The organism is Pseudomonas sp. IT-P44, from assembly GCF_949768225.1.
Classification (GTDB): domain Bacteria; phylum Pseudomonadota; class Gammaproteobacteria; order Pseudomonadales; family Pseudomonadaceae; genus Aquipseudomonas; species Aquipseudomonas migulae.
The window spans coordinates 1-25,295 of the sequence record NZ_CATKQM010000101.1 but is presented as its reverse complement, the minus strand read 5'-3'; the positions used below and the strand labels follow the sequence as shown (position 1 = coordinate 25,295).

The 25,295-nt window shown below is 59.2% G+C and carries 26 protein-coding genes; 17 read left to right on the top strand and 9 right to left on the bottom strand.

Annotated elements, in window-relative coordinates:
• The first annotated feature begins 60 nt into the window (after window positions 1-60).
• From ACM6IO_RS29190 to ACM6IO_RS29135, 12 genes are all read left to right on the top strand, one after another.
• Window positions 61-1,185 carry an ABC transporter ATP-binding protein gene (locus tag ACM6IO_RS29190; protein ID WP_008027079.1) on the top strand — a complete coding sequence of 375 codons (1,125 nt, stop codon included), beginning with the start codon at window positions 61-63 and terminating at the stop codon, window positions 1,183-1,185.
• Window positions 1,186-1,229: 44 nt separating this feature from the next.
• Window positions 1,230-2,273, top strand: coding sequence for an ABC transporter substrate-binding protein (locus tag ACM6IO_RS29185; RefSeq protein WP_008035977.1), 1,044 nt, complete (start codon window positions 1,230-1,232; stop codon window positions 2,271-2,273).
• Window positions 2,274-2,480: 207 nt separating this feature from the next.
• Window positions 2,481-3,728, top strand: a complete 1,248-nt coding sequence (locus ACM6IO_RS29180; protein ID WP_008027082.1) for an ABC transporter permease — start codon at window positions 2,481-2,483, stop codon at window positions 3,726-3,728.
• Between the two features lie 13 nt (window positions 3,729-3,741).
• A complete protein-coding gene (locus ACM6IO_RS29175; RefSeq protein WP_008027084.1) occupies window positions 3,742-4,566 on the top strand; it encodes an ABC transporter permease in 825 nt (274 codons plus the stop codon).
• 217 nt (window positions 4,567-4,783) lie between these two features.
• The gene (locus ACM6IO_RS29170) at window positions 4,784-5,932 is read left to right on the top strand and encodes an iron-containing alcohol dehydrogenase (protein WP_223416347.1); all 1,149 of its coding nucleotides are present in this window, start codon (window positions 4,784-4,786) and stop codon (window positions 5,930-5,932) included.
• Window positions 5,933-6,012: 80 nt separating this feature from the next.
• The gene (gene rpe / locus ACM6IO_RS29165) at window positions 6,013-6,687 is read left to right on the top strand and encodes a ribulose-phosphate 3-epimerase (RefSeq protein WP_008035979.1); all 675 of its coding nucleotides are present in this window, start codon (window positions 6,013-6,015) and stop codon (window positions 6,685-6,687) included.
• Entirely contained in the window at window positions 6,684-7,502 is an 819-nt protein-coding gene (locus tag ACM6IO_RS29160; RefSeq protein ID WP_084318377.1) for a phosphoglycolate phosphatase, read from the top strand. The genes rpe and ACM6IO_RS29160 overlap by 4 nt, the downstream gene beginning before the upstream one ends.
• A 71-nt stretch (window positions 7,503-7,573) precedes the next feature.
• Window positions 7,574-9,055: an anthranilate synthase component I gene (trpE, locus tag ACM6IO_RS29155; protein ID WP_192229287.1), complete on the top strand. Its 1,482-nt coding sequence runs from the start codon at window positions 7,574-7,576 to the stop codon at window positions 9,053-9,055.
• A gap of 107 nt (window positions 9,056-9,162) precedes the next feature.
• Window positions 9,163-9,756 carry an aminodeoxychorismate/anthranilate synthase component II gene (locus ACM6IO_RS29150; protein ID WP_008027095.1) on the top strand — a complete coding sequence of 198 codons (594 nt, stop codon included), beginning with the start codon at window positions 9,163-9,165 and terminating at the stop codon, window positions 9,754-9,756.
• 9 nt (window positions 9,757-9,765) lie between these two features.
• Window positions 9,766-10,815 (top strand): anthranilate phosphoribosyltransferase, encoded by a 1,050-nt coding sequence (gene trpD, locus ACM6IO_RS29145; RefSeq protein ID WP_008027097.1) that lies wholly within the window; start codon window positions 9,766-9,768, stop codon window positions 10,813-10,815.
• Window positions 10,812-11,648 (top strand): indole-3-glycerol phosphate synthase TrpC, encoded by an 837-nt coding sequence (gene trpC, locus ACM6IO_RS29140; RefSeq protein ID WP_253405170.1) that lies wholly within the window; start codon window positions 10,812-10,814, stop codon window positions 11,646-11,648. The genes trpD and trpC overlap by 4 nt, the downstream gene beginning before the upstream one ends.
• A 134-nt stretch (window positions 11,649-11,782) precedes the next feature.
• Window positions 11,783-12,484 carry a biotin/lipoate A/B protein ligase family protein gene (locus ACM6IO_RS29135; RefSeq protein WP_414912681.1) on the top strand — a complete coding sequence of 234 codons (702 nt, stop codon included), beginning with the start codon at window positions 11,783-11,785 and terminating at the stop codon, window positions 12,482-12,484.
• On the opposite strand, the gene crp is transcribed toward ACM6IO_RS29135, so the two are convergent.
• A complete protein-coding gene (gene crp, locus ACM6IO_RS29130; RefSeq protein WP_008027103.1) occupies window positions 12,481-13,125 on the bottom strand; it encodes a cAMP-activated global transcriptional regulator CRP in 645 nt (214 codons plus the stop codon). The genes ACM6IO_RS29135 and crp overlap by 4 nt on opposite strands.
• A gap of 231 nt (window positions 13,126-13,356) precedes the next feature.
• On the opposite strand from crp, the gene ACM6IO_RS29125 reads away from it, so the two are divergent.
• Both ACM6IO_RS29125 and speD read left to right on the top strand, forming a co-directional pair.
• The gene (locus ACM6IO_RS29125) at window positions 13,357-13,779 is read left to right on the top strand and encodes an OsmC family protein (RefSeq protein ID WP_007941657.1); all 423 of its coding nucleotides are present in this window, start codon (window positions 13,357-13,359) and stop codon (window positions 13,777-13,779) included.
• Window positions 13,780-14,018: 239 nt separating this feature from the next.
• Window positions 14,019-14,813 (top strand): adenosylmethionine decarboxylase, encoded by a 795-nt coding sequence (speD, locus tag ACM6IO_RS29120; RefSeq protein ID WP_008027106.1) that lies wholly within the window; start codon window positions 14,019-14,021, stop codon window positions 14,811-14,813.
• Between the two features lie 116 nt (window positions 14,814-14,929).
• On the opposite strand, the gene coq7 is transcribed toward speD, so the two are convergent.
• The 6 genes from coq7 to hemJ form a co-directional block, all read right to left on the bottom strand.
• Window positions 14,930-15,577, bottom strand: a complete 648-nt coding sequence (coq7, locus tag ACM6IO_RS29115) for a 2-polyprenyl-3-methyl-6-methoxy-1,4-benzoquinone monooxygenase (protein WP_008027108.1) — start codon at window positions 15,575-15,577, stop codon at window positions 14,930-14,932.
• 181 nt (window positions 15,578-15,758) lie between these two features.
• A complete protein-coding gene (locus ACM6IO_RS29110; RefSeq protein ID WP_008027110.1) occupies window positions 15,759-16,097 on the bottom strand; it encodes a histidine triad nucleotide-binding protein in 339 nt (112 codons plus the stop codon).
• An 81-nt stretch (window positions 16,098-16,178) separates the two neighbouring features.
• Complete coding sequence (locus ACM6IO_RS29105) at window positions 16,179-16,967, bottom strand: SDR family NAD(P)-dependent oxidoreductase (RefSeq protein WP_414912680.1); 789 nt, start codon at window positions 16,965-16,967, stop codon at window positions 16,179-16,181.
• A gap of 95 nt (window positions 16,968-17,062) precedes the next feature.
• Window positions 17,063-18,007 (bottom strand): DUF805 domain-containing protein, encoded by a 945-nt coding sequence (locus ACM6IO_RS29100; protein ID WP_414912679.1) that lies wholly within the window; start codon window positions 18,005-18,007, stop codon window positions 17,063-17,065.
• Between the two features lie 92 nt (window positions 18,008-18,099).
• A complete protein-coding gene (locus tag ACM6IO_RS29095) occupies window positions 18,100-19,068 on the bottom strand; it encodes an NAD(P)H-dependent flavin oxidoreductase (protein WP_192229290.1) in 969 nt (322 codons plus the stop codon).
• Between the two features lie 33 nt (window positions 19,069-19,101).
• Entirely contained in the window at window positions 19,102-19,530 is a 429-nt protein-coding gene (gene hemJ, locus ACM6IO_RS29090; protein WP_192229291.1) for a protoporphyrinogen oxidase HemJ, read from the bottom strand.
• Between the two features lie 135 nt (window positions 19,531-19,665).
• Here hemJ and argC point away from each other — a divergent pair, with 135 nt between their 5' ends.
• Window positions 19,666-20,700, top strand: a complete 1,035-nt coding sequence (gene argC, locus ACM6IO_RS29085) for an N-acetyl-gamma-glutamyl-phosphate reductase (protein ID WP_008027118.1) — start codon at window positions 19,666-19,668, stop codon at window positions 20,698-20,700.
• Between the two features lie 168 nt (window positions 20,701-20,868).
• Window positions 20,869-21,219 (top strand): iron-sulfur cluster insertion protein ErpA, encoded by a 351-nt coding sequence (gene erpA, locus ACM6IO_RS29080; RefSeq protein WP_007947969.1) that lies wholly within the window; start codon window positions 20,869-20,871, stop codon window positions 21,217-21,219.
• A gap of 66 nt (window positions 21,220-21,285) precedes the next feature.
• Here the strand turns inward: erpA and ACM6IO_RS29075 are convergent, their stop codons facing one another.
• The gene (locus ACM6IO_RS29075; protein WP_414912678.1) at window positions 21,286-22,377 is read right to left on the bottom strand and encodes an anhydro-N-acetylmuramic acid kinase; all 1,092 of its coding nucleotides are present in this window, start codon (window positions 22,375-22,377) and stop codon (window positions 21,286-21,288) included.
• Between the two features lie 3 nt (window positions 22,378-22,380).
• Window positions 22,381-23,799, bottom strand: a complete 1,419-nt coding sequence (locus tag ACM6IO_RS29070; RefSeq protein ID WP_008027123.1) for a peptidoglycan DD-metalloendopeptidase family protein — start codon at window positions 23,797-23,799, stop codon at window positions 22,381-22,383.
• 211 nt (window positions 23,800-24,010) lie between these two features.
• Here ACM6IO_RS29070 and tyrS point away from each other — a divergent pair, with 211 nt between their 5' ends.
• A complete protein-coding gene (tyrS, locus tag ACM6IO_RS29065; protein WP_414912677.1) occupies window positions 24,011-25,210 on the top strand; it encodes a tyrosine--tRNA ligase in 1,200 nt (399 codons plus the stop codon).
• Window positions 25,211-25,295: the final 85 nt, after the last annotated feature.

Here is a 25,295-nt window from a genome sequence, read left to right as displayed (position 1 = left end):
GTGCTCCCCAGCGTCCACTAGGCTTAGCCCACAGCAGTCATCAATAACAAAGGTGTGGGTATGAGCCAGGTCGATTCAAGCGCAGGGGCCAATGACATTCTGGTCAGCTTTCGTGGAGTGCAAAAGAGCTACGACGGCGAGAACCTGATCGTCAAAGACCTCAACCTGGACATTCGCAAAGGCGAGTTCCTCACGTTGCTCGGGCCATCCGGTTCCGGCAAGACCACCAGCCTGATGATGCTCGCCGGTTTCGAAACCCCGACCGCCGGTGAAATCCTCCTGGCCGGGCGCGCCATCAACAACGTGCCGCCGCACAAGCGCGACATCGGCATGGTGTTCCAGAACTATGCATTGTTCCCGCACATGACCGTCGCCGAGAACCTCGCGTTCCCGCTGACCGTGCGCGGCTTGAACAAGAGCGATGTCAGCGACCGGGTCAAACGTGTCCTGAGCATGGTTCAGCTCGAGACCTTCGCCCAGCGTTATCCGGCGCAACTGTCCGGCGGTCAGCAACAGCGTGTGGCCCTGGCCCGTGCATTGGTGTTTGAGCCGCAACTGGTGCTGATGGACGAACCCCTCGGCGCACTCGACAAACAACTGCGCGAACACATGCAGATGGAGATCAAGCATCTGCACCAGCGCCTCGGCGTGACCGTGGTCTACGTGACCCACGACCAGGGCGAAGCCCTGACCATGTCCGACCGCGTGGCGGTGTTCCATCAGGGCGAAATCCAGCAGATCGCCCCTCCACGCAGCCTCTACGAAGAACCGAAAAACACCTTCGTCGCCAACTTCATCGGCGAGAACAACCGTCTCAACGGCCGCCTGCACAGCCAGACCGGCGATCGTTGCATCGTCGAACTCGGTCGCGGTGAAAAGGTTGAAGCGCTGGCGGTCAATGTCGGCAAGACCGGCGAACCCGTCACGCTGTCAATTCGTCCGGAACGCGTGAGCCTCAATGGTTCGAGCGAGTCCTGTGTCAACCGCTTCTCAGGGAGGGTGGCGGAATTCATCTATCTGGGCGACCACGTCCGGGTTCGCCTGGAAGTCTGCGGCAAGACCGACTTCTTCGTGAAACAACCGATTGCCGAGCTCGATCCCGGGCTTGCTGTCGGCGACGTGGTACCGCTTGGCTGGGAGGTCGAACACGTTCGCGCGCTCGACCCACTTCTAGAGGCGAACTGATCGCCCCCTGCTTCAACCAACCCTGCACGTGGAGAGAACAATAAATGTTGAGATCCCTGAAATTCACCGCCCTGGTCATGGGCATGATCGGTGCGGCACACGCGATGGCGGCGGGCCCGGACCTGACCGTGGTGTCCTTTGGCGGGGCGAACAAGGCCGCGCAGGTCAAAGCCTTCTACGCACCGTGGGAAGCGGCGGGTAACGGCAAGATCGTGGCGGGCGAGTACAACGGCGAGATGGCCAAGGTCAAAGCCATGGTCGACACCAAGAGCGTGTCCTGGGATCTGGTGGAAGTTGAGTCGCCAGAACTGTCCCGCGGTTGCGACGAAGACATGTTCGAGCAACTCGACCCGGCGCTGTTCGGCAAGACCGAAGACTACGTCAAAGGCGCTATCCAGCCTTGCGGCGTAGGTTTCTTCGTGTGGTCGACCGTGTTGGCCTACAACGCCGACAAGCTGGCCTCCGCACCCACCAGCTGGGTGGATTTCTGGGACACCAAGAAATTCCCGGGTAAGCGCGGCCTGCGTAAAGGCGCCAAGTACACCCTGGAATTCGCACTGATGGCCGACGGCGTTGCGCCGAAAGACGTCTACAAAGTGCTGGCCGGCAAAGACGGTCAGGACCGCGCGTTCAAGAAGCTTGATGAGCTGAAACCAAACATCCAGTGGTGGGAAGCCGGCGCACAACCGCCGCAATACCTCGCCTCCGGTGACGTGGTCATGAGCTCGGCCTACAACGGCCGGATCGCTGCCGTGCAGAAAGAAAGCAACCTGAAAGTCGTGTGGAATGGCGGTATCTACGACTTCGACGCATGGGCCATTCCAAAAGGCCTGGACAAGGCACGTGCTGAAGCGGCGAAGAAATTCATCGCGTATTCGGTGGCGCCGCAGCAGCAGAAGACCTACTCGGAAAACATCGCCTACGGCCCGGCCAACACCCAAGCCGTACCGCTGTTGTCCAAGGATGTCCTGAAAGACATGCCGACCACCCCGGAAAACATCGCCAACCAAGTGCAGATCGACGTCAGCTTCTGGGCTGACAACGGCGAGCAACTGGAGCAGCGCTTCAATTCCTGGGCTGCGAAATAAGACCACCCCGTGGGCTTATCGACTCCCGTAGGAGCGAGGCTCGCCCGCGAAGACGTCAGCACATTCAACATCAATGTTGACTGACACGCTGCCTTCGCGAGCAAGCTTCGCTCCTACGGGGGGTGATGTGTAGTTATCAAGAACAGAGGCGGCCTCGCGGTCAATGGATGCCGCCTCTGTAACGATCAAAGATTTCCGGAGTACGCCATGGCCACCGCCATTCCCCTGAACGCGGGCACTGACCCCACCTTGAAGCAGCGGCTCAAGCACGCCGAGCGGATCAACCGCTGGAAGGCCCAGGCCTTGATCGCGCCATTGGTGCTGTTTCTGTTGCTGGTGTTCCTGGTGCCCATCGTGGCGCTGCTCTACAAAAGTGTTGGTAACCCGGAAGTGGTCGGCGGCATGCCGCGCACCGTGGCGGCCATCGCCAGCTGGGACGGCCGTGGCCTGCCCGCTGAACCGGTTTACAAAGCGGCCAGCGAAGACCTCGCTGAAGCGCGCAAGAATCAGACCCTGGGCGACCTGTCCAAGCGCTTGAACATGGAATTGGCCGGCTATCGCAGCCTGCTGACCAAAACCGCCCGCGCCTTGCCGTTCGCGACCGAACCGGCCTCTTATAAAGACGCGCTGGAAGGGCTCGACGAGCGTTGGGGCGACCCGGCCTACTGGCAAGCGGTGCGCCGCAACACCAGCAACATCACGCCGTACTACTTGCTGGCCGCGGTCGATCACCGCATCGACGACCTCGGCGAAATCGCCCCGGCCACGCCCGATCAGGCGATTTACCTCGACATCTTCGCCCGCACCTTCTGGATGGGCCTGATCATCACCGCCATTTGCCTGGTGCTCGCCTATCCGTTGGCTTACCTGCTGGCGAATCTGCCGTCGCGTCAAAGCAACCTGCTGATGATCCTGGTGTTGCTGCCGTTCTGGACCTCGATTCTGGTGCGCGTCGCCGCGTGGATCGTATTGCTGCAATCGGGCGGGCTGATCAACAGCGGCCTGATGGCCATGGGCATCATCGATAAGCCGCTGGAGCTGGTGTTCAACCGCACCGGGGTTTACATCTCGATGGTGCACATCCTGCTGCCGTTCATGATCCTGCCGATCTACAGCGTGATGAAAGGCATCTCGCCGACCTACATGCGCGCCGCGATTTCCCTCGGTTGCCACCCGTTCGCCAGTTTCTGGCGGGTGTACTTCCCGCAGACCTATGCCGGTGTCGGCGCCGGCTGTCTGTTGGTGTTCATCCTCGCCATCGGCTACTACATCACCCCGGCCTTGCTGGGCAGCCCGAACGATCAGATGGTCAGTTACTTCGTCGCCTTCTACACCAACACCAGCATCAACTGGGGCATGGCGACCGCACTCGGTGGGCTGCTGCTGTTGGCGACCGTGGTGCTTTATCTGATTTACAGCTGGCTGGTGGGCGCCAGTCGCCTGCGCCTGAGCTAAGGGGAGAATCGAAATGCTGAGTCCTTATATGTCGCCCATCGAACGGGTGTGGTTCTACAGCTTGCGGATTCTCTGCGGCTTGATTTTGCTGTTCCTGATTCTGCCGGTGTTGGTGATCATCCCGTTGTCGTTCAACTCGGGCAGTTTCCTGGTGTATCCGCTGCAAGGTTTTTCGCTGCACTGGTATCAGGATTTCTTCGCCTCGGCGGAATGGATGCGTGCACTGAAGAACAGCATCATCGTCGCCCCGGCGGCGACCGTGCTGGCGATGGTGTTCGGTACGCTGGCGGCGATTGGCCTGACTCGGGGCGACTTCCCGGGCAAGGCGCTGGTGATGGCGTTGGTGATTTCGCCGATGGTGGTGCCGGTGGTGATCATCGGTGTCGCGAGTTATCTGTTCTTTGCACCGCTGGGCCTGGGCAACAGCTTCTTCTCGTTGATCGTGGTGCACGCGGTGTTGGGTGTGCCGTTTGTGATCATCACGGTGTCGGCAACGTTGCAGGGGTTTAACCACAACCTGGTGCGCGCCGCTGCCAGCCTCGGTGCTTCGCCGCTGACCGCGTTCCGCCGCGTGACCTTGCCGCTGATTGCTCCGGGTGTGATCTCCGGTGCACTGTTTGCCTTCGCGACCTCGTTCGATGAAGTGGTGGTGACGTTGTTCCTCGCCGGTCCCGAGCAAGCGACCTTGCCACGGCAGATGTTCAGCGGTATCCGCGAAAACCTCAGCCCGACGATTGCCGCCGCGGCAACGCTGCTGATCGCCTTCTCGGTGATCCTGCTGCTGACCCTGGAATGGCTGCGTGGCCGCAGCGAAAAACTGCGCACCGCCCAGGTCTGATTAGTTTTTGATTTTGTAGGAGCGAAGCTTGCTCGCGAAGAGGCCGGAACATTCAGCATCGATGTTGACTGACATGGCCCCTTCGCGAGCAAGCTTCGCTCCTACATTAGATTTGTGTTGTTCCCATGTTTGATCATTCACGCCCTGAATAGCAGACAAACCCCAATCCCCAGCTACTATTGTGCCCAGCTCCCCTATCTATAAGAGGCTGCGCACGATGAGTCTTTCCTCTTTCAAAATCGCACACAAACTGATCACCGGCGCTGCTGCCATCGAGCAACTGTCCGCCGAGCTCACGCGCCTGGACATCGACAACCCGCTGATCGTCACCGACGCCGCGCTGGTCAAGTCCGGCACGGTGGAGCTGGCGCTCGCGCAGTTGGGGGACCGTAGCTACGAAATTTTCGACCGTGTACTGCCAGACCCGGAAATCGCCATCGTCGAAGACTGCATGCGCGTTTACCGTGAAGGCGGGCACGACGGGCTGATCGGCCTGGGCGGCGGCAGCGCGATCGACATCGCCAAAAGTGTTGCCGCGTATGCCGGTTATCACGGCGCGCTGGAGGATCTGTTCGGCATCGACCAGGTGCCGCGCAAGGGCCCGCCGCTGATCGCCATCCCGACCACCGCCGGCACCGGCTCGGAAGTGACCAACGTCGCGATCCTCTCCGACAAGGTCGCGCAACTGAAAAAGGGCATCATCAGCGACTATCTGTTGCCGGACGTGGCGCTGGTCAGCCCGCAAATGACCCTGACCTGCCCACGCAGTGTCACCGCCGCCAGTGGCGTCGATGCGCTGGTGCACGCCATCGAATCTTATTTGTCCCTCAATGCTTCAGCGATTACCGACGCACTGGCCATCGGCGCGATCAAGTTGATCACCCAGGCGTTACCCAAGGCCTACGCCAATCCTTCCAATCTGCAGGCGCGTGAAGACATGGCCACCGCCAGCCTGATGGCCGGCATGGCGTTTGGCAATGCCGGGGTCGGTGCGGTGCATGCGCTGGCGTATCCGCTGGGCGGACGTTTCAACATCGCCCACGGCGTCAGCAACGCCTTGTTGCTGCCGTACGTCATGACCTGGAACAAGATGGCCTGCGTCGAGCGCATGCAGGATATTGCCGAAGCCATGGGCGTGAAGACCGCTCATCTGAGCGCCAATGACGCTGCGGACAAAGCCGTCGAGGCGATGACCGCGTTGTGCGCAGCGGTAGAAATCCCGTCGGGCCTGCGCAGTTTCGGTGTTCCAGAGGATGCGATTCCGGCCTTGGCCCTGGAAGCAGCGGGTATCGAGCGCCTGATGCGCAACAATCCACGCAAACTGAGTGCGATTGATATCGAGAAGATCTACCGCGCGGCCTACTGATCATCGTCCTTACGGTGCGCGCGTCAAAGCATGAGGTATACAATGCGCGCCATCGTGATTCTGCTCAGAAAAGGTGCGTCATGCAGCCCTTCGTAATTGCTCCGTCGATTCTCTCCGCCGACTTCGCCCGCCTGGGTGAAGAAGTGGACAACGTTCTGGCCGCCGGCGCCGACTTCGTGCACTTCGATGTCATGGACAACCACTACGTGCCGAACCTGACCATCGGCCCGATGGTCTGTGCCGCGCTGCGCAAGTACGGCGTAACCGCGCCGATCGACGCGCACCTGATGGTCAGCCCGGTTGACCGCATCGTTGGCGACTTCATCGAGGCCGGCGCGACGTACATCACCTTCCACCCGGAAGCCACGCAGCACGTCGACCGTTCCCTGCAACTGATCCGCGAAGGCGGCTGCAAGTCGGGCCTGGTGTTCAACCCGGCGACCCCGCTGGACGTACTCAAGTACGTGATGGACAAGGTCGACATGATCCTGCTGATGAGCGTCAACCCGGGCTTCGGCGGGCAGAAGTTCATCCCCGGCACCCTCGACAAGCTGCGTGAAGCACGCGCATTGATCGATGCCTCGGGCCGTGACATCCGCCTGGAAATCGACGGCGGCGTGAACGTGAACAACATTCGTGAAATCGCGGCGGCTGGTGCCGATACCTTCGTGGCCGGCTCGGCGATCTTCAACGCGCCGAACTACCAGGAAGTCATCGAGAAGATGCGTTCCGAACTGGCGCTGGCCCGTCCATGAGTGGCTTTGAGCAGCTGTTCCCGGGGCGTCTGCCACGGCTGGTGATGTTCGATCTGGACGGCACGCTGGTCGATTCGGTCCCTGACCTCGCCGCGGCGGTGGATAACATGCTGCTCAAACTCGGGCGCCAGCCTGTCGGCATCGAATCGGTGCGTGACTGGGTCGGCAACGGCGTGCACATGCTGGTGCGCCGGGCCTTGGCCAATCACATCGACGCCGAAGGTGTCGATGATGTCGAGGCTGAACATGCCCTGGAATTGTTCAACGGCTTTTACGAGGACGGTCACGACCTGACGGTGGTTTACCCCGGCGTGCGTGACACCCTCAAGTGGCTGAACAAGCAAGGCGTGGAGATGGCGCTGATCACCAACAAGCCGGAGCGCTTCGTCGCGCCGTTGCTGGATCAGATGAAAATCGGCCGCTATTTCAAATGGATCATCGGCGGCGATACCCTGCCGCAGAAGAAGCCTGACCCGGCTGCGCTGTTTTTCGTGATGAAAATGGCCAACATCCCGGCGTCGCAATCGCTGTTTGTCGGCGATTCGCGCAGCGATGTGCTGGCGGCGAAAGCGGCGGGGGTCAAATGCGTGGCCCTCAGTTATGGTTATAACCACGGTCGGCCGATTGCCGAAGAGTCGCCGGCGCTGGTCATCGACGACCTGCGCAAGTTAATTCCCGGTTGCCTGGATCCGGCCGCTGAGATAACGTTGGCCGACGCTGTTCAACCCCCTTCTGGAAACGCCATCGTGGTGGTCACCCGCAAACTCTGGATGAAAGTCATCAAGGCCCTGGCCCGCTGGCGTTGGCGCGCCTGACTTGTTCCTGGCCGGTCTACCGGCGCGTTTGCATACCTGACTGTTAGCACCTCAAGCCACGAGGCTACCCCATGATCCGCGAAGAATTCCTGCGTTTGGCCGCTGCCGGCTATAACCGCATCCCGCTTGCCTGCGAAACCCTGGCCGACTTCGACACGCCGCTGTCGATCTACCTGAAACTGGCCGACGAGCCCAATTCCTACTTGCTCGAATCCGTGCAGGGCGGGGAGAAGTGGGGCCGTTACTCGATCATCGGCCTGCCGTGCCGCACTGTGCTGCGGGTTCATGACCATCACATCAGCGTGACCCATGACGGCGTCGAGATCGAAAGCCATGAAGCGGAAGACCCGCTGGCGTTCGTCGAGGAATTCAAAGCCCGTTACAACGTACCGACCATCCCCGGCCTGCCACGCTTCAACGGCGGCCTGGTGGGTTATTTCGGTTACGACTGCGTGCGCTATGTGGAGAAGCGTCTGGGCAAGTGCCCGAACCCGGATCCGCTGGGCGTGCCGGACATTCTGCTGATGGTGTCCGATGCAGTGGTGGTGTTCGACAACCTCGCCGGCAAAATGCACGCGATTGTCCTGGCCGACCCGTCGCAGGACGATGCCTTCGAGCAAGGTCAGGCGCGCCTGCAAGAGCTGCTGGAAAAACTCCGCCAGCCAATCACCCCGCGCCGAGGCCTGGACTTCAGCAAGCAACAATCGGCTGACCCGGTGTTCCGCTCCAGTTTTACCCAGGACGATTACGAAAAAGCCGTCGACACCATCAAGGAATACATCCTGGCCGGTGACTGCATGCAGGTCGTGCCGTCCCAGCGCATGTCGATCGACTTCAAGGCGGCGCCGATTGATCTGTACCGGGCGCTGCGTTGCTTCAACCCGACGCCTTATATGTACTTCTTCAACTTCGGCGACTTCCACGTCGTCGGCAGTTCACCGGAAGTGCTGGTGCGGGTCGAAGACAATCTGATCACCGTTCGCCCGATTGCCGGCACCCGTCCGCGTGGGGCCAACGAAGAGGCGGACCTGGCGCTGGAGAAAGACCTGCTCTCCGACCACAAGGAAATCGCCGAACACCTGATGCTGATCGACCTGGGTCGTAACGACACCGGTCGCGTATCGGAAATCGGCTCGGTGAAGCTCACCGAGAAAATGGTTATCGAGCGTTACTCCAACGTGATGCACATTGTTTCCAACGTCACCGGGCAACTGAAAGCCGGGCTGACGGCAATGGACGCATTGCGGGCGATCCTGCCGGCGGGCACCTTGTCCGGCGCACCGAAAATTCGCGCGATGGAAATCATCGACGAACTGGAGCCGGTCAAGCGTGGCGTCTATGGCGGCGCGGTCGGATACTTTGCCTGGAACGGCAACATGGACACGGCGATTGCGATTCGCACCGCCGTGATCAAGAACGGCGAACTGCACGTGCAGGCCGGTGGCGGCATCGTTGCCGACTCGGTGCCGGCGCTGGAATGGGAAGAAACCCTGAACAAGCGTCGTGCCATGTTCCGCGCAGTCGCCTTGGCTGAACAAACCCCGGAAAGCTGACCGATGAACGTGACCCGTATGCCATGTCGCTTTGGCTGACAAAGCGCTGCGGGTCGCTCATTCGAAGGCAGCCTTTATAGTCCGTGAATTCAAGAGGTTCTCAAGCCATGTTGCTGATGATCGATAACTACGACTCTTTTACCTACAACGTTGTGCAATACCTCGGTGAGCTCGGCTCCCAGGTCAAAGTCGTGCGCAACGATGAACTGACCGTTGCCGAAATCGAAGCCCTCAACCCTGAGCGCATCGTTGTGTCGCCCGGTCCTTGCACGCCGACTGAAGCGGGCGTCTCGATTGACGTCATCAAGCATTTCGCCGGCAAACTGCCGATTCTCGGCGTGTGCCTGGGTCATCAATCCATCGGCCAGGCCTTCGGCGGCGATGTGGTTCGTGCCCGCCAAGTGATGCACGGCAAGACCAGCCCGGTGTTCCACGAGGACAAAGGTGTCTTCGAAGGCCTGAACCATCCGCTGACCGTCACGCGTTATCACTCGCTGATCGTCAAGCGCGAAACCTTGCCGGACTGCCTGGAACTGACCGCCTGGACTCAGCTTGAAGACGGTTCGGTCGACGAAATCATGGGCCTGCGCCACAAGACGCTGAATATCGAAGGTGTGCAATTTCACCCTGAGTCTATCCTGACCGAGCAGGGCCACGAGTTGTTCGCCAACTTCCTCAAACAAACCGGCGGCACGCGCTAAGGACTTCCCATGAATATCAAGACAGCCCTCAGCCGTATCGTCGATCAACTCGACCTCAGCACCGATGAAATGCGCGATGTGATGCGCGAGATCATGACCGGGCAATGTACGGACGCGCAGATCGGCGCGTTCATGATGGCCATGCGCATGAAGAGCGAAAGCATCGACGAGATCGTCGGCGCCGTGTCGGTCATGCGCGAGCTGGCGGACAAGGTCGAACTGAAGACCCTCGACGGCGTGGTTGATGTGGTCGGCACCGGCGGCGATGGTGCGAACATTTTCAACGTCTCGACGGCTTCGTCCTTTGTGGTGGCAGCCGCCGGTTGCACTGTGGCCAAGCACGGCAACCGTGCGGTCTCGGGTAAAAGCGGCAGCGCCGATCTGCTGGAGGCGGCGGGCATCTATCTGAACCTGACGCCGGTTCAGGTAGCGCGTTGCATCGACAACGTCGGCATCGGTTTCATGTTTGCCCAGACTCATCACAAAGCCATGAAATACGCCGCCGGCCCGCGCAAGGATCTTGGTCTGCGTACCCTGTTCAATATGCTCGGCCCGCTTACGAATCCGGCTGGCGTGAAACATCAGGTGGTGGGCGTGTTCAGCCAGGCGCTGTGCCGGCCATTGGCTGAAGTCTTGCAACGTCTGGGCAGCAAGCATGTGCTGGTGGTGAACTCGAAAGACGGCCTGGACGAATTCAGTCTGGCTGCGCCGACCTACGTGGCGGAATTGAAGAATGACCAGATCACCGAGTATTGGGTCGAGCCGGAAGATTTGGGCATGAAGAGCCAGAGCCTGCACGGCCTGGCGGTGGAAAGCCCGGCCGCTTCGCTTGAGCTGATTCGCGATGCCCTGGGCAAGCGCAAGACCGAGAGCGGTCAGAAAGCTGCCGAGATGATCGTGCTCAATGCCGGTGCTGCACTCTATGCCGCCGACCTGGCGACCAGTTTGAAAGAAGGCGTTGCCCTGGCGCACGATGCGCTGCACACAGGCCTCGCTCGGGAAAAACTTGAGGAGTTGGGTGCATTTACCGCGGTATTCAAAGTGGAGAATGAGGGATGAGTGTACCGACGGTTCTGGAAAACATTCTGGCGCGCAAAGTCCAGGAAGTCGCCGAGCGTAGCGCTCGTGTGAGCCTGGCCGAGCTGGAAAGTCTGGCCAAGGCGGCCGATGCACCCCGTGGTTTTGCCAAGGCATTGCTGGCGCAGGCCAAGCTAAAGCAGCCAGCGGTCATTGCTGAAATCAAGAAAGCTTCGCCGAGCAAAGGCGTTATTCGCGAGAACTTCGTTCCTGCCGATATCGCCAGAAGCTACGAGAAGGGCGGCGCGACCTGCCTGTCGGTGCTCACCGATATCGATTATTTTCAGGGCGCAGATGCGTATCTGCAACAGGCCCGGGCGGCGTGCAAACTGCCGGTGATCCGCAAGGATTTCATGATCGATCCGTATCAGATCGTCGAAGCCCGTGCATTGGGCGCCGACTGCGTGCTGTTGATCGTCTCCGCGCTGGACGACGTGAAAATGGCCGAGCTGGCGGCGGTGGCAAAAAGCGTTGGCCTCGACGTGCTGGTGGAAGTCCATGACGGCGACGAACTGGAGCGGGCCTTGAAAACCCTCGACACGCCGTTGGTCGGCGTGAACAACCGCAACCTGCACACCTTCGACGTCAGTCTGGAAACCACGCTGGATTTGTTGCCGCGGATTCCGCGTGACCGTTTGGTGATCACTGAAAGCGGCATCCTCAATCGGGCCGATGTCGAACTGATGGAAATCAGCGACGTGTATGCGTTCCTGGTCGGCGAAGCGTTCATGCGCGCCGAAAGCCCGGGCACCGAGTTGCAGCGTCTGTTCTTCCCTGAGCGTGGTGTTGCTGTCAGCGGTTCGACTCTGGACTGAACATTCAAAGATTGAGTCGACACTATCGCGAGCAGGCTCGCTCCTACAGGTTTGGTGTGATCCATGTAGGAGCGAGCCTGCTCGCGATGGCGGCATAAGAAGCACCACAGACTGACCGTCCTATGGAAGACCTTATGACCTCTCCTGTTTCCTTGACCATCGAAGCGGGCCTGCAAGCGGAACAGGATTTGCTGGCCTCAGTCTGCACCGGCGATTCGGAGTTTGCTCTGCTGTTCTGGCAGCCAAACGACAAAGCACTGGTCATGCCACGCCGCCTGAACCGCCTGCCCGGTTTCGAAACCGCTTGCGAGGTATCGGCCGCCGCAGGCTGGCCGGTTCTCTTGCGTGAAACCGGCGGTGAACCCGTGCCGCAATCCGCTTCAACCATCAACATCGCACTGGTCTACGCGCCGCCGCGTAGCGAGGGCGACCAGAACCGCATCGAAACCGCCTATCGCCGACTTTGCGATCCGATCTGTCAGTTGCTGGATGAACTGGGCGGCGTTTCGTCCCTGGGCGAAATCGACGGTGCATTTTGCGATGGCCGTTTCAACGTCAATCTCGACGGTCGCAAGATGGTCGGCACCGCCCAGCGCTGGCGCCAGAGCAAGGGCGGCACGCGCCCGGTCGGGTTGGTGCACGGTGCGTTGTTGCTGGATAACGAGCGCGAATCAATGGTCGCGGCGGTCAATCGCTTCAATGAAGCGTGCGGCCTGGAGCAACGGGTCCGCGCCGAAAGCCACATCGCACTCCATGAGAAGTTCGCCGCACCTGACGCATTGGCACGGCTCGATGCACTCTATCGCCAGTTGCTGGCAGACATGTTCAAGGCTTAGCGCGTCCCGAAGACCACCATGGTCTTGCCTTTGACGTCCACCAGGTTGCGTTCTTCCAGATCTTTAAGAACGCGACCGACCATCTCCCGGGAACACCCGACAATCCGCCCGATTTCCTGACGGGTCACCTTGATCTGCATGCCATCGGGGTGGGTCATCGCATCGGGTTGTTTGCACAATTCCAGCAGGCAACGGGCAACGCGGCCTGTCACGTCAAAGAATGCGAGGTCACCGACCTTGCGTGTGGTGTTGCGCAGGCGCTGTGCGATTTGTCCGCTAAGTACGTAAAGAATGTCCGGGTCTTGCTGGGACAGCTCGCGGAATTTGGCGTAGCTGATTTCCGCGACTTCGCACTCGATCTTGGCGCGCACCCAGGCGCTGCGCTCCTGTTCCAGGCCGGCCTGTTCAAACAGACCCAACTCGCCGAAGAAGTCTCCGGAGTTCAGGTAGGCAATGATCATTTCACGGCCGTCATCATCCTCGATCAGGATGGTGACCGAGCCTTTGATGATGAAGAACAGCGTCTCCGAGCGGTCGCCGGCGCAAATGATATTGCTCTTGGCCGCATAGCGACGGCGCTGGCAATGCATCAACAGTTTGTCGAGGTTCTTGATCTTGGGTGTAGGGGCAATAGCAACCATGGTTGTATCCCGGAAAGACTGCACGGTGTGTTTGGTTTTTTTTATGAGGCGCTGAGGTTGCTACAAAGCTGGCAATGCGCCAGCGAATTGGCGCCAGCTTAACAGACACTTCCTGCAATATTCGAGATTTTACCTACAAAGCAAAAGGTTCTGTCCTAGGACGGCAAGCGCTGTCAATCCAGGGCCCTGTGCTAAGCTGGCGACCCTTTTTTATACAGTGGAGTCTTGGCGATGAAGGCACGCATCCAATGGGCTGGCGAAGCCATGTTCCTCGGCGAATCCGGTAGCGGTCATGTCGTGGTCATGGACGGTCCGCCCGATGCCGGTGGTCGTAACCTGGGTGTCCGGCCGATGGAAATGCTCCTGCTGGGTGTCGGCGGTTGCAGCAATTTCGACGTGGTCAGTATTCTCAAGAAGTCCCGTCAGGCCGTCGAAAGCTGCGAAGCCTTCCTCGAAGCCGAGCGCGCGACCGAGGACCCGAAGGTCTTCACCAAGATCCACATGCACTTCGTGGTCAAGGGCCGCGGGCTGAAAGAAGCCCAGGTCAAGCGCGCCATCGAGCTGTCTGCCGAGAAGTATTGCTCGGCCTCGATCATGCTCGGCGCGGCGGGTGTCGCGATTACCCACGACTACGAAATCATCGAACTCGGTTGATTCGACATTCAACTATCATAAAAGCGGTGCAGACTCTGGCGATCCCAAGCTGACGTCTGCATAATGCGCCACTTTTTTCAGGGTCGTGGTCCGTCAACCGACAGGCCGCTCGCCCGAACAGACAACCAAAATCGCCATCGCGAAGAGGTGTTAACCGTCCTACGCAGGTGCGTCGTTCGCATCTGACGGGCATGCTTGATCACGCGGCCCGGGCCGCAATACATAGAGAGTTTTTAACGGTGAAAAGCAAACTCAAGCTCCACGGGTTCAATAACCTGACAAAGACCTTGAGCTTCAACATCTATGACATCTGCTACGCGGAAACCCCGCAAGACCAGCAGGCTTACGTCGAGTACATCAATGAAGAGTACAACGCGAAACGCCTGACGCAGATCCTCACGGAAGTTGTCGATATCATTGGTGCCAACATCCTGAACATTGCCAGTCAGGACTACGACCCACAGGGCGCCAGCGTCACGATTCTGATCTCTGAAGAGCCGGTGACCCCGACCGACAGCCAGATCGAAGAGTCTCCGGGCCCGTTGCCCGAAATCATCCTGGCCCACCTCGACAAGAGCCACATCACGGTGCACACCTACCCGGAAATCCATCCGGACGACGGTATTGCGACCTTCCGTGTGGACATTGACGTGTCGACCTGTGGCGTCATTTCACCGCTTAAAGCGCTCAACTTCCTGATTCACCAGTTCGATTCGGACATCGTGACCGTGGATTACCGTGTGCGCGGTTTCACCCGTGACGTCGAAGGCAACAAGCACTTCATCGATCACGAGATCAACTCGATCCAGAACTACCTGTCCGAAGACACCCGCGACGCGTACCAGATGACCGACGTGAACGTGTACCAGGAAAACCTGTTCCACACCAAAATGCTGTTGAAGAACTTCGAACTGGATAACTACCTGTTCGGCGACGCGACCAACAACCTGTCCCCTGAGCAACGCGCCCAAGTGACGGATCGTGTGAAACACGAAATGCTCGAAATCTTCTACGCGCGCAACATGCCGACCTAAGATTCTCGAGCACAAAAAAAGGCGACTCCCTCACGGCAGTCGCCTTTTTCATTGCCGCAGATCCCATGTAGGAGCGAGGCTTGCCCGCGAAGAGGCCCTAACGAACAACACAATCGTCAGATTCTGTAGGTACTCTTGGTCATCACCTTGGCCATCAAGCTCATCCCGAACTTCACCGGTGCCGGAAAACGAAAGCCCCCAGCCTCCAGCGCACTTTCGGCATGTTGCTCTTCATCAACACGCATCTGCTCAAGAATCGCCCGGGACTTTTCGTCCTCGGCCGGCAGTTGCTCAAGGTGTTCGTTCAAGTGCTTGCACACCTGATGCTCGGTAGCCGCAACGAAACCCAGGCTGACCTTGTCGCTGATCAAGCCGGCCACCGCGCCAATCCCGAATGACATGCCGTAGAACAGCGGGTTGAGAATGCTGGTATGGCTGCCCAACTGCTTGATGCGTTGCTCGCACCAGACCAGATGGTCGATCTCTTCTTCAGCAGCATGTTCCATGGCGGCGCGCACCTGCGGCAACTTGGCGGTCAGGGCCTGCCCTTGATACAGCGCCTGGGCGCAGACTTCGCCGGTATGGTTGATGCGCATCAGACCGGCGACGTGCCGGGTGTCTTCGTCGCTCATTTGCGTTTCCGGCTGCACGATCGCAGGGGACGGACGGTACGGCTGGCCGCTGAAGGGCAGCAGGGTACGCATCGCGGCATCGGCTTGCAGCAGAAGACGGTCAATGGGCGAGTAGTGACGTTGGGTAGTCATGCTGATCTCCGGGAGGAATCTCGGCGGCCAGTTTAACCCAATCGGCCGGGGAAGGTTTGCGCTGGGTCATCAACCCTGTAGGAGCGAGGCTTGCCCGCGAAGAACGATAATGCGGTCTATCTGAACAACCGCATCGACCTTTTCGCGGGCAAGCCTCGCTCCTACAGGGATGCGCAGTGGATCAACCCGGCGGCCAGTGCATCTGACGCTGACCCAGCACATGCATATGAATGTGGTAGACAGTCTGCCCACCTTCTTCATTGCAGTTCATGACAACGCGAAAACCTTTTTCGCAACCCAGTTCCAGTGCCAGGCGCTGGGCAGTGAACAGAATATGCCCGGCCAATGCCTTGTCGTCCTCGGTGAGGTCGTTCAAGGTGCGCACCGGTTTCTTCGGGATCACCAGAAAATGCACCGGTGCCTGCGGGGCGATGTCGTGGAAGGCCAGTACCTGGTCGTCCTCGTAAATGATCTTCGCCGGGATTTCCCGGTTGATGATCTTGGTGAACAGAGTATCCACAGCTGTTTTCTCCGTTGTTTGGGCTGGCCTGAGTGTACTCATGGGGGATCCCCGAGCCCAGCCTTTTGCCTTGAAGCCAGGTCAGCGCGGGCAATAGGCCTTGTTGACCATGCCTGTGATGGTCCTGATCAGCCAGCGTGAGCCGAGCCGTGGCAGGAAAGCGAACCAGCGGTTCAGCCTGCCCGGAATAATAATGGCGCGATTCTTATCCAGAGCCCGCACGGTATAGAGCGCGACTTCCTCGGGACTCATCAGCAGTTTGCTGTCGACCAGTTTGTCGCTGTTCAGTTGTGCGGTGCGGAAAAACGCGGTGCGGGTCGGGCCGGGGCAGAGTACGGAAACCTTGACTGCGCATTTCTTCAGCTCGACGTGCAACCCTTCGGAAAAGTGCAGTACATAGGCTTTGCTGGCGTAGTAAGTGCTCATCCACGGGCCGGGATGGAACGCTGCAACCGAGGCGACGTTCAAGATCTGCCCGCCGCCCTGCAAGGCCATGCTGTTGCCGATGGCATGGCACAGGCGAGTGAGGGCCAGAATGTTCACCTCGATCAGGTCTTGTTCGGTCATCCAGTCCTGCGCCAGAAACGGGCCGCAGGTGCCGATGCCGGCGCAGTTCACCAGCAAGTCGATCTGCCGGTCGCCTTCTTCCAGTTCCAGCAGAAACCCGGACAGGCGCAGCGGCTCGCCGAGGTCGCAGGCGCGGAACAACACCTCCACGCCAAAACGTTGGGTCAGTTCAATTGCAATACTTTCCAGCTGATCACGCTGTCGGGCCACCAGAATCAGGCTGCGGCCACGGCGGGCCAGCGCTTCGGCCATCGCCAGGCCGATGCCGCTGGAAGCGCCAGTGATCAGAGCGTAACGGGTCATGCAGTTCTCCATCGCAACAGCTCCGCGCCTGCGACGCAGGTGTCACGGGCGGGGAGCGCTGTTCATTCTTTCGCAGAGTCTACAGGGGCCGGGGCTTATTGGGCTTCCTCGTCTGCGGAATCCGGCACTTCTTCAGCCTCTGCGGCGGGCTCGACTTCCACTTCTTCGGTGGTTAGCGAGCTGCTGTCATAGCTGAGTCCGGCAGCGTCTTCGTACTCTTGCTGGATCGCACTGAAAGCGCCGGCCAATACACCGACAAAGACGATGGCAATGAATACCACCCACAGCGAAGACAACACTTTGACTGCGGTGGTGTTTGGCGGTGGTGGTGGGCCGTAGCGATTGGCGATGGTGTTGCCCGGCACGCACATGAGCACAAACGGAAAGAAGCTGCCTATGAACGGCACTAGATTGAGCAGCCAGAGCCAGCCGGACCAGCCGATGTCGTGCAGGCGCTGAACGCTGATCTGAACGGTGACGACCGCGATGGCGATGCACAGGAGCACCACCACCAGGCCGCCGACAATCAGGCCTGCAGTCGAGTCGCTGGCGATCAGGGCGATGGCGAAAATGGCGACGACCGACCCGACGCCGAGCATGACCAGCGTCAGCACCATGGTCCAGGCCAGATAGCGCAAACGGCCGATTCGCCCTTCGACGCCAAAAGGCTTGAGCGTGCCGAACGGCGGCAAGTTTTCGCCGACCCTGGCCTGAGGTGGTGCGTACGGCGACTCTGGTTCTGCGAACGCGGGTTTACTGCTGGCGGGGGCGTGGTGGTGAGCGTCGGCCAGGTTCAGTTCAATCGAGGGCTCGGCTTCAATGCGGGCTTCGATGCCGGTTTTCGTCAGCGCCTGAAGGTAGGTTTGCGCGTCAGTCTGCGACAGGCCTTGCTTGAGCGTAACAGCCTGTCCGTTGAACAGTCGTTCGACGGCTGCCACTTCGCTTTTGTACAACGCCGCCAGATTGAGTTTGGCGGTGGTGAGGTCGATCCCTGGCAGCAGAGCGCCGTCGAATACGATCTTGAAACGGTTGTCGCTCATTGCGAAGCATCCTTGTCGCGGGTGTTTGAATAGTTAGAGAGTTGCGAGCCCGGAGTGTAAGGCCAGTCGAGGATGACTGGCCAAATTTCCTGCTAACGCGGCCAGCGTTTCGGCAGTTGTGCTGCCAGCTCCAGCGCCTGGCGGTATTCAGCGTCCAGCCGGGCAACCAATTGATCCACGCTCGGTAAATCGTCTATCTCTCCGACGCCCTGGCCGGCGGACCACACGGTTTTCCAGGCCTTGGCTTCATCGCTCAATGGCTTGAGCTTGGAGCCGAAGTTGACCTCGCCCTTGTTTTGCAACGCCGCCATGTCGAAACCGGCGGCTTCCAGGCTTTGGCGCATGAAACTCGCCGGAACACCCGACACCGCTGGAGTATGAATGATGTCTGCCGCTCTGGATGTCAGCAGCATCTCCTTGTAGGCCTCAGGCGCATGGCTTTCAGTGGTGCCGATAAATCGCGTACCAAAGTAGGCCAGATCCGCGCCGAGCAATTGTGCCGCGAGTATCTCGTGACCGTGATTGAGGCAGCCGGCCAGCAACAGCGTCTTGTCGAAGAACTGGCGGATTTCGGCAATCAGCGAAAACGGGCTCCAGGTACCCGCGTGTCCACCGGCGCCTGCGGCAACGGCGATCAAGCCATCTACGCCAGCCTCCGCTGCTTTCTCTGCGTGGCGACGAGTCGTTACGTCATGGAATACCAGGCCGCCGTAGCCGTGGACTGCGTCGACCAGTTCTTTAACGGCACCAAGGCTGGTGATCACGATCGGCACCTTGTGCTCGATGCAGATCTCCAGGTCCGCTTGCAGGCGCGGGTTACTGTTGTGGACGATCAGGTTCACGGCGTAGGGCGCCGGGTTTTCCATTGTCGCCAACCCTGCTTCGATCTCTTCCAGCCAGGCCTTGAAGCCGCTGCTCTCACGCTGGTTCAGCGCGGGGAAGCTGCCCACCACACCATTACGGCAGCAGGCGAGTACCAGTTGCGGGTTGGAAATCAGGAACATCGGCGCTGCCACCACGGGCAGGCGCAAACGTTGTTCGAGCAAAGCGGGCAGCGACATTGGAAGTACCCCGGTGAGTGGTGCCGATTGAAGTTAGAACGGCCGAACGACGACCAGAATTACGATAGCCAGCAATATCAGAACCGGCACTTCATTGAACCAGCGATAAAAGACATGGCTGCGGGTGTTTTCGCCACGGGCAAATCGTTTCACCTGCGCGCCGCACATGTGGTGGTAGCCGATCAGGATCACCACCAGCGTCAATTTGGCGTGAATCCAGGCACCTTGGCTGAATATGCCTGGGTTCAGCGCAATCAGCGCAATGCCGAATACCAGCGTGGCGATCATCGCCGGGCCCATGATGCCGCGATACAGCTTGCGCTCCATCAGGCTGAAGCGTTCCTTGCTGACGGTGTCTTCGCTTTGGGCGTGATAGACGAACAGGCGCGGCAGGTAAAACAGGCCGGCAAACCAGCAGACCATGCTGATGATATGAAGCGCTTTGAGCCACAGATAAAGCATTTTTGGTTATTCCCAGGTTCACGGTAGCGAAGATAGTAGAGGGTAGAGCGTCCGCACGTCACCTTGACGGTTGTCGCAGGGCGATACGGGCCCTATTATCGACGGCTTTCCAGTAGGTTCGTTGAGGGCAGGTTTATGGTCAAGGTCGGTATCGTCGGCGGCACGGGTTACACCGGTGTCGAACTGCTGCGTCTGTTGGCACAGCATCCGCAGGCAGAAGTGGTGGTGATCACTTCCCGATCCGAGGCCGGTCTGGCCGTGGCTGATATGTATCCGAACCTGCGCGGCCATTACGACGGCCTGGCGTTTAGCGTTCCGGACATCAAGACCCTGGGCGCCTGCGACGTGGTGTTCTTCGCCACGCCTCACGGTGTTGCCCACGCGCTGGCCGGTGAACTGCTGGCGGCCGGAACCAAGGTCATCGACCTGTCCGCGGACTTCCGTCTGCAAGATGCCGATGAGTGGGCCAAGTGGTACGGCCAGCCGCACGGTGCGCCGCAGCTGCTGGAAGAAGCGGTCTACGGCTTGCCGGAAGTCAATCGCGAACAGATCAAGCAGGCTCGCCTGATCGCCGTACCGGGTTGCTATCCAACGGCTACGCAATTGGGTTTCCTGCCATTGCTCGAAGCCGGTCTGGCCGATACCACGCGCTTGATCGCTGACTGCAAATCCGGCGTCAGCGGTGCCGGTCGTGGTGCTGCCGTAGGTTCGCTGTACGCCGAAACGTCGGAAAGCATGAAGGCCTACGCCGTGAAAGGTCACCGTCACTTGCCGGAAATTCGCCAGGGTCTGCGTCGTGCTGCAGGAAAGGATGTCGGCCTGACCTTCGTTCCGCACCTGACGCCGATGATTCGCGGCATTCACTCGACGCTCTACGCGACGGTCGTGGATCGTTCGGTGGATCTGCAGGCACTGTTTGAAAAGCGCTATGCCAACGAGCCGTTCGTTGATGTGATGCCAGCAGGCAGCCACCCGGAAACCCGCAGCGTGCGCGGCGCCAACGTCTGCCGCATCGCCGTGCATCGTCCGCAGGACGGTGACCTGGTGGTGGTGTTGTCGGTCATCGATAACCTGGTAAAAGGTGCGTCGGGTCAGGCGGTGCAGAACCTGAACATCCTGTTCGGTCTGGATGAGCGTCTGGGCTTGTCGCACGCCGGCATGTTGCCGTAAGGCTTTAACCCGCTCAGCAAAAAGGCCCGTTGAACGGGCCTTTTTGCGTTTCGAGCCGGCGATCGGGTTTATTGATATACCGTAACAATAGTTGACCGCTTTTCTAGGAGAAGCGGATAATGCGCGTCATCACGCATTATGGCGGCGTAACGCCGGGAGATAGTCAGCATGAGCGTCGAATCCTTCACCCCCACGGCTTTGCAATTTACCCACGGTGCCGCGCACAAGGTGAAGAGCCTGGTCGATGAAGAGGGGAATGATCGCTTGAAGCTGCGCGTATTCGTTACGGGCGGCGGTTGTTCAGGTTTTCAGTACGGCTTCACCTTCGATGAAGAAGTGGCCGATGACGACACCATCGTCGAGCGCGAGGGCGTGAGCCTGGTCGTCGATCCGATGAGCTTCCAGTACCTGGCAGGTGCCGAGGTGGATTACCAGGAAGGTCTGGAAGGTTCGCGTTTCGTGATCAAGAACCCGAACGCCAGCACCACGTGTGGTTGCGGCTCTTCGTTCTCGATCTGATCGCGATTCACCGCATTACAAACGCCGCATGGCCTCAGGGCTCTGCGGCGTTTTGCTGTCTGGCGTTCAGGCCGGGTAGATGGCGCCGAGTATGCGCAGGCCGCGAGCGCCGGTGACGCTTGGACGATTGGCCGCGATACCTTCCAGGCAGCAATGAGCCAGCCAGGCGAAGGCCATGGCTTCGACCCAGTCCGGGTCAACGCCATGAGTGGCGGTGCTGCTGACGTTCGCGTTTGGCAGCAGGGCGGCCAGGCGCTTCATCAGCGTGGCGTTGTGTGCACCGCCGCCGCAGACCAGCAACTCTCGGGTATCCGCTTGGGCGCTTTGCAATGATTCGACGATGGTCAGCGCGGTCAGCTCAAGCAGCGTTGCTTGCACGTCTTCGGCGGCGAAGGTCGGCAAATGCGAAAGATGCTGTGTCAGCCATGGCAGATTGAACACTTCACGGCCGGTGCTCTTCGGGCCTTTGGTCACGAAGAACGGATCACTGAGTAGCGCTTTCAACAGAACAGGTTCGACTTGGCCGCTGGCTGCCCATTGGCCGTCACGATCAAAGTTTTCGCCGCGTTGCTGATGAATCCACGCGTCCAGCAGTACGTTCCCGGGGCCGCAGTCGAAACCGGCTACGGGTTGGCCGGGTTCGATCAGGCTGAGGTTGCTGAAACCGCCGACGTTCAATACCGCGCGGTTGCCTGCCTGTTTTTCAAACAGCGCTTCGTGAAACGCTGGCACCAGTGGTGCGCCTTGCCCGCCGGCCGCAACGTCGCGACTGCGGAAGTCACTGACCACGGTGATACCGGTCAATTCGGTCAGCAGGGCAGGGTTGCCGATCTGTACCGTGAAGCCGCGTGCCGGTTCGTGGCGAATGGTCTGGCCATGGCTGCCAATCGCGCGAATGTCTTCGGGTTTCAGGTTTTGTTGGTCAAGAAGGGTGCGAATGCCCTGCGCCGCTAGGGTGACCCAGTTTTGCTGGGCGATGGCGGAGCGGGCAATCTCGTCCGGGCCACTGGCGCACAAGCCAAGCAGCTCGGTGCGCAGGGAATCAGGCATGGGAATGTAGTGCGTGGCGACCAGTCTGATCGCCGGGTTCAACTCAACCAGCGCGATGTCCAGGCCATCGAGACTGGTTCCGGACATCACACCTATATAGAGCGTCATGGCTTAGCGCTTGCTCGAAGCCAGTTGGGTGGATTTCTCTTGGTCCATACGCGCCATCAGAGGCTGACTCTGCGCGAGGAAACGTGCCCGTTCTGCTTTGGAAATTGGATCGGCCATCGCCACTTTTTGACCCAGCGGATCGACGTGCACACCATTGACCTGGAACTCGTAGTGCAGATGCGGTCCGGTGGACAGGCCGGTAGTGCCGATATAGCCAATCACTTGACCCTGCTTGACGGAGCTGCCGGTCTGGACACCTTTCGCAAAGCCCTGCATATGGCCGTACAGCGTGCGATAAGTGTTGCCGTGCTGGATGATCACGGTATTGCCATAACCGCCGCGACGGCCGGCCAACAACACCTTGCCATCACCGGCCGCCTTGATTGGCGTACCGCGCGGAGCTGCGTAGTCGACGCCTTTGTGAGCGCGGATCTTGTTCAGGATCGGGTGTTTGCGGCCCATGGAGAATTTCGAGCTGATGCGGGCAAAGTCTACCGGGGTGCGGATAAACGCCTTGCGCATGCTGTTGCCGTCAGCAGTGTAATAGCTGCTGTTGCCTTGTTTGTTTGTGTAACGCACGGCGGTGTAGGTCTTGCCGCGGTTGGTGAATCGCGCGGAAAGAATCGGGCCATTGCCGACAGCCTTGCCGTTGACGACTTTCTGTTCGTAGATCACGTCGAACTCGTCACCCTGGCGAATATCCTGGGCGAAGTCGACGTCATAGCCAAACACGCTGGCCATGTCCATGGTCAGGCTGTGGGACAGGCCTGCGCGCGCGGCGGATTGCGACAACGAGCTGTTGATCACGCCGTGAACGTAGGCGGAGCGCACGGTAGGCTTGGCGGTGATGCGGTTGAACACATAACCCTTGTCATTCTTGGTCAGGGTGATGCTTTCGAGGTCGCTGACCTTGCTGTGCAGGTTGGTCAGCTGACCTTCGGGGTTCAGTTCGAATTCGAGTTTCTGGCCGTGTTTGAGTTGGCTGAATTGCTTGGCCTGCTTGTCGCTGGCCAATACTTCATGCACCGAAGTGGCCGGAAGGCCGACTTTCTCGAACAGCGTGGAGAGCGTATCGCCTTTGGCGACGATCACTTCCCTGTGATTGGGCCCCTTCTTTTCTTCGACAACCGGCGCGGGTTTGGCCTGGGCAGTTTGCTGGGGCTCTTCGGTGCTGTCTTCGATCTGCGCGAAAGGGGAAGTTACCGGCTCATTTGTGGCTTGGGCGACGTCGGCAGCGTCTTGATCTTGTGTCAGTTGTTCAGCAGGGCTTTCCAGTTCAAGACTCAGTGTCGTCTTTTTGGCTTCTACATCACTGGAAGGAAATACCAGAAGCGCCAGGCTCAGAAGGGCGGCGATACCACTTGCTGCGAGCAGGTGGGTCTTCGGGTAAAGCGGGGGCGCTTTAGACGATTCTTTGGTCATAGGTAATTTTGACTTTGAAAAAGATGAATTGGAAAAGATGAATGACATGATGAAGATGAAATAACTGTATAAAATATAACCAAATCATCTCTGAAGCAAGTCCGCGGTCACTCTGTCAGCGGATTGGCGTCATTGCGCCGGCCAAACTTTGTATTTGACGCGTGATCTTGTATGGTTGGTTCCCTTTGAATTCGAGCCTTGCGGGTCTGTTATGAAGTCGGTTGAAGAGCAGCTAGCGCTGATCAAACGTGGTGCAGAAGAACTGTTGGTCGAGTCCGAGCTGATCGAAAAGCTCAAGCGTGGCCAGCCGCTACGTATTAAGGCAGGCTTCGATCCGACCGCGCCGGATTTGCACCTGGGTCACACGGTGCTAATTAATAAGCTGCGCCAGTTCCAGGAACTGGGGCATCAGGTGATCTTCCTTATAGGTGACTTCACCGGGATGATCGGTGATCCGAGCGGCAAGAGCGCTACGCGTCCGCCGCTAACCCGTGAGCAGGTTCTCGAGAATGCCGAGACCTACAAGACCCAGGTTTTCAAGATTCTTGATCCGGCCAAAACCGAGGTGGCGTTCAACTCCACCTGGATGGATCAGATGGGGCCGGCCGACTTCATTCGTCTGACTTCGCAGTACACCGTTGCTCGCATGCTCGAGCGCGACGATTTCGACAAGCGCTACACGACCAATCAGCCAATCGCCATCCATGAGTTCCTCTATCCGCTGGTTCAGGGTTACGACTCGGTCGCCTTGCGCGCGGATGTCGAGCTGGGCGGTACCGATCAGAAGTTCAACCTGTTGATGGGGCGTGAGCTGCAGCGCGGTTATGGTCAGGATCCTCAGTGCATTCTGACCATGCCGTTGCTTGAAGGTCTGGATGGCGTGAAGAAGATGTCCAAGTCCTTGGGCAACTACGTCGGTATTCAAGAAGCGCCGGGAGTGATGTACAGCAAGCTGGTTTCGATTCCGGATGCGCTGATGTGGCGTTACTTCGAATTGCTCAGCTTCCGCTCCATGGATGAGATCGATGCGTTCCGCGCCGATGTCGAGGCGGGTGCCAATCCGCGCGACATCAAGATCAAGCTGGCCGAAGAGATCGTTGCGCGCTTCCATGGTGAAGAGGCGGCAGCCAATGCTCATCGTGCAGCGGGCAATCGTATGAAGGATGGCGAGCTGCCGGACGATCTGCCGGAAATCGAGTTGACCGCTACTGAAGATATGCCGATCGCTGCTGTCCTTAATAAGGCAGGCCTGGTGAAGAACTCGGCGGTAGCGCGTGATCTGCTGAATTCCGGCGGTGTACGTATAGATGGTGAGGTTGTGGATCGCACCTTTATATACGTGCTGGGCGCGACCCATGTTTGCCAGGCTGGCAAGAAGGCATTTGCGCGTATTTCGCTCAAATCCGAATAAAGCTGGAATTAGGGGTTGACGGCAGATTCTGGAAGTCTATAATTCGCCCCACTTCCGGCGCAGTCGAAACGGAAAACTCCTTGGC

Coding starts and splice junctions, on each gene's coding strand:
- erpA (WP_007947969.1), top strand. CDS start 20,869: ATGAGCGTCGAATCCTTCACCCCCACGGCTTTGCAATTTACCCACGGT.
- ACM6IO_RS29100 (WP_414912679.1), bottom strand. CDS start 18,007: ATGAGCGACAACCGTTTCAAGATCGTATTCGACGGCGCTCTGCTGCCA.
- ACM6IO_RS29180 (WP_008027082.1), top strand. CDS start 2,481: ATGGCCACCGCCATTCCCCTGAACGCGGGCACTGACCCCACCTTGAAG.
- trpD (WP_008027097.1), top strand. CDS start 9,766: ATGAATATCAAGACAGCCCTCAGCCGTATCGTCGATCAACTCGACCTC.
- crp (WP_008027103.1), bottom strand. CDS start 13,125: ATGGTTGCTATTGCCCCTACACCCAAGATCAAGAACCTCGACAAACTG.
- tyrS (WP_414912677.1), top strand. CDS start 24,011: ATGAAGTCGGTTGAAGAGCAGCTAGCGCTGATCAAACGTGGTGCAGAA.
- hemJ (WP_192229291.1), bottom strand. CDS start 19,530: ATGCTTTATCTGTGGCTCAAAGCGCTTCATATCATCAGCATGGTCTGC.
- ACM6IO_RS29190 (WP_008027079.1), top strand. CDS start 61: ATGAGCCAGGTCGATTCAAGCGCAGGGGCCAATGACATTCTGGTCAGC.
- ACM6IO_RS29160 (WP_084318377.1), top strand. CDS start 6,684: ATGAGTGGCTTTGAGCAGCTGTTCCCGGGGCGTCTGCCACGGCTGGTG.
- coq7 (WP_008027108.1), bottom strand. CDS start 15,577: ATGACTACCCAACGTCACTACTCGCCCATTGACCGTCTTCTGCTGCAA.
- ACM6IO_RS29175 (WP_008027084.1), top strand. CDS start 3,742: ATGCTGAGTCCTTATATGTCGCCCATCGAACGGGTGTGGTTCTACAGC.
- trpE (WP_192229287.1), top strand. CDS start 7,574: ATGATCCGCGAAGAATTCCTGCGTTTGGCCGCTGCCGGCTATAACCGC.
- trpC (WP_253405170.1), top strand. CDS start 10,812: ATGAGTGTACCGACGGTTCTGGAAAACATTCTGGCGCGCAAAGTCCAG.
- ACM6IO_RS29105 (WP_414912680.1), bottom strand. CDS start 16,967: ATGACCCGTTACGCTCTGATCACTGGCGCTTCCAGCGGCATCGGCCTG.
- ACM6IO_RS29150 (WP_008027095.1), top strand. CDS start 9,163: ATGTTGCTGATGATCGATAACTACGACTCTTTTACCTACAACGTTGTG.
- ACM6IO_RS29125 (WP_007941657.1), top strand. CDS start 13,357: ATGAAGGCACGCATCCAATGGGCTGGCGAAGCCATGTTCCTCGGCGAA.
- ACM6IO_RS29185 (WP_008035977.1), top strand. CDS start 1,230: ATGTTGAGATCCCTGAAATTCACCGCCCTGGTCATGGGCATGATCGGT.
- rpe (WP_008035979.1), top strand. CDS start 6,013: ATGCAGCCCTTCGTAATTGCTCCGTCGATTCTCTCCGCCGACTTCGCC.
- ACM6IO_RS29170 (WP_223416347.1), top strand. CDS start 4,784: ATGAGTCTTTCCTCTTTCAAAATCGCACACAAACTGATCACCGGCGCT.
- ACM6IO_RS29135 (WP_414912681.1), top strand. CDS start 11,783: ATGACCTCTCCTGTTTCCTTGACCATCGAAGCGGGCCTGCAAGCGGAA.
- ACM6IO_RS29095 (WP_192229290.1), bottom strand. CDS start 19,068: ATGTCGCTGCCCGCTTTGCTCGAACAACGTTTGCGCCTGCCCGTGGTG.
- ACM6IO_RS29070 (WP_008027123.1), bottom strand. CDS start 23,799: ATGACCAAAGAATCGTCTAAAGCGCCCCCGCTTTACCCGAAGACCCAC.
- ACM6IO_RS29075 (WP_414912678.1), bottom strand. CDS start 22,377: ATGACGCTCTATATAGGTGTGATGTCCGGAACCAGTCTCGATGGCCTG.
- argC (WP_008027118.1), top strand. CDS start 19,666: ATGGTCAAGGTCGGTATCGTCGGCGGCACGGGTTACACCGGTGTCGAA.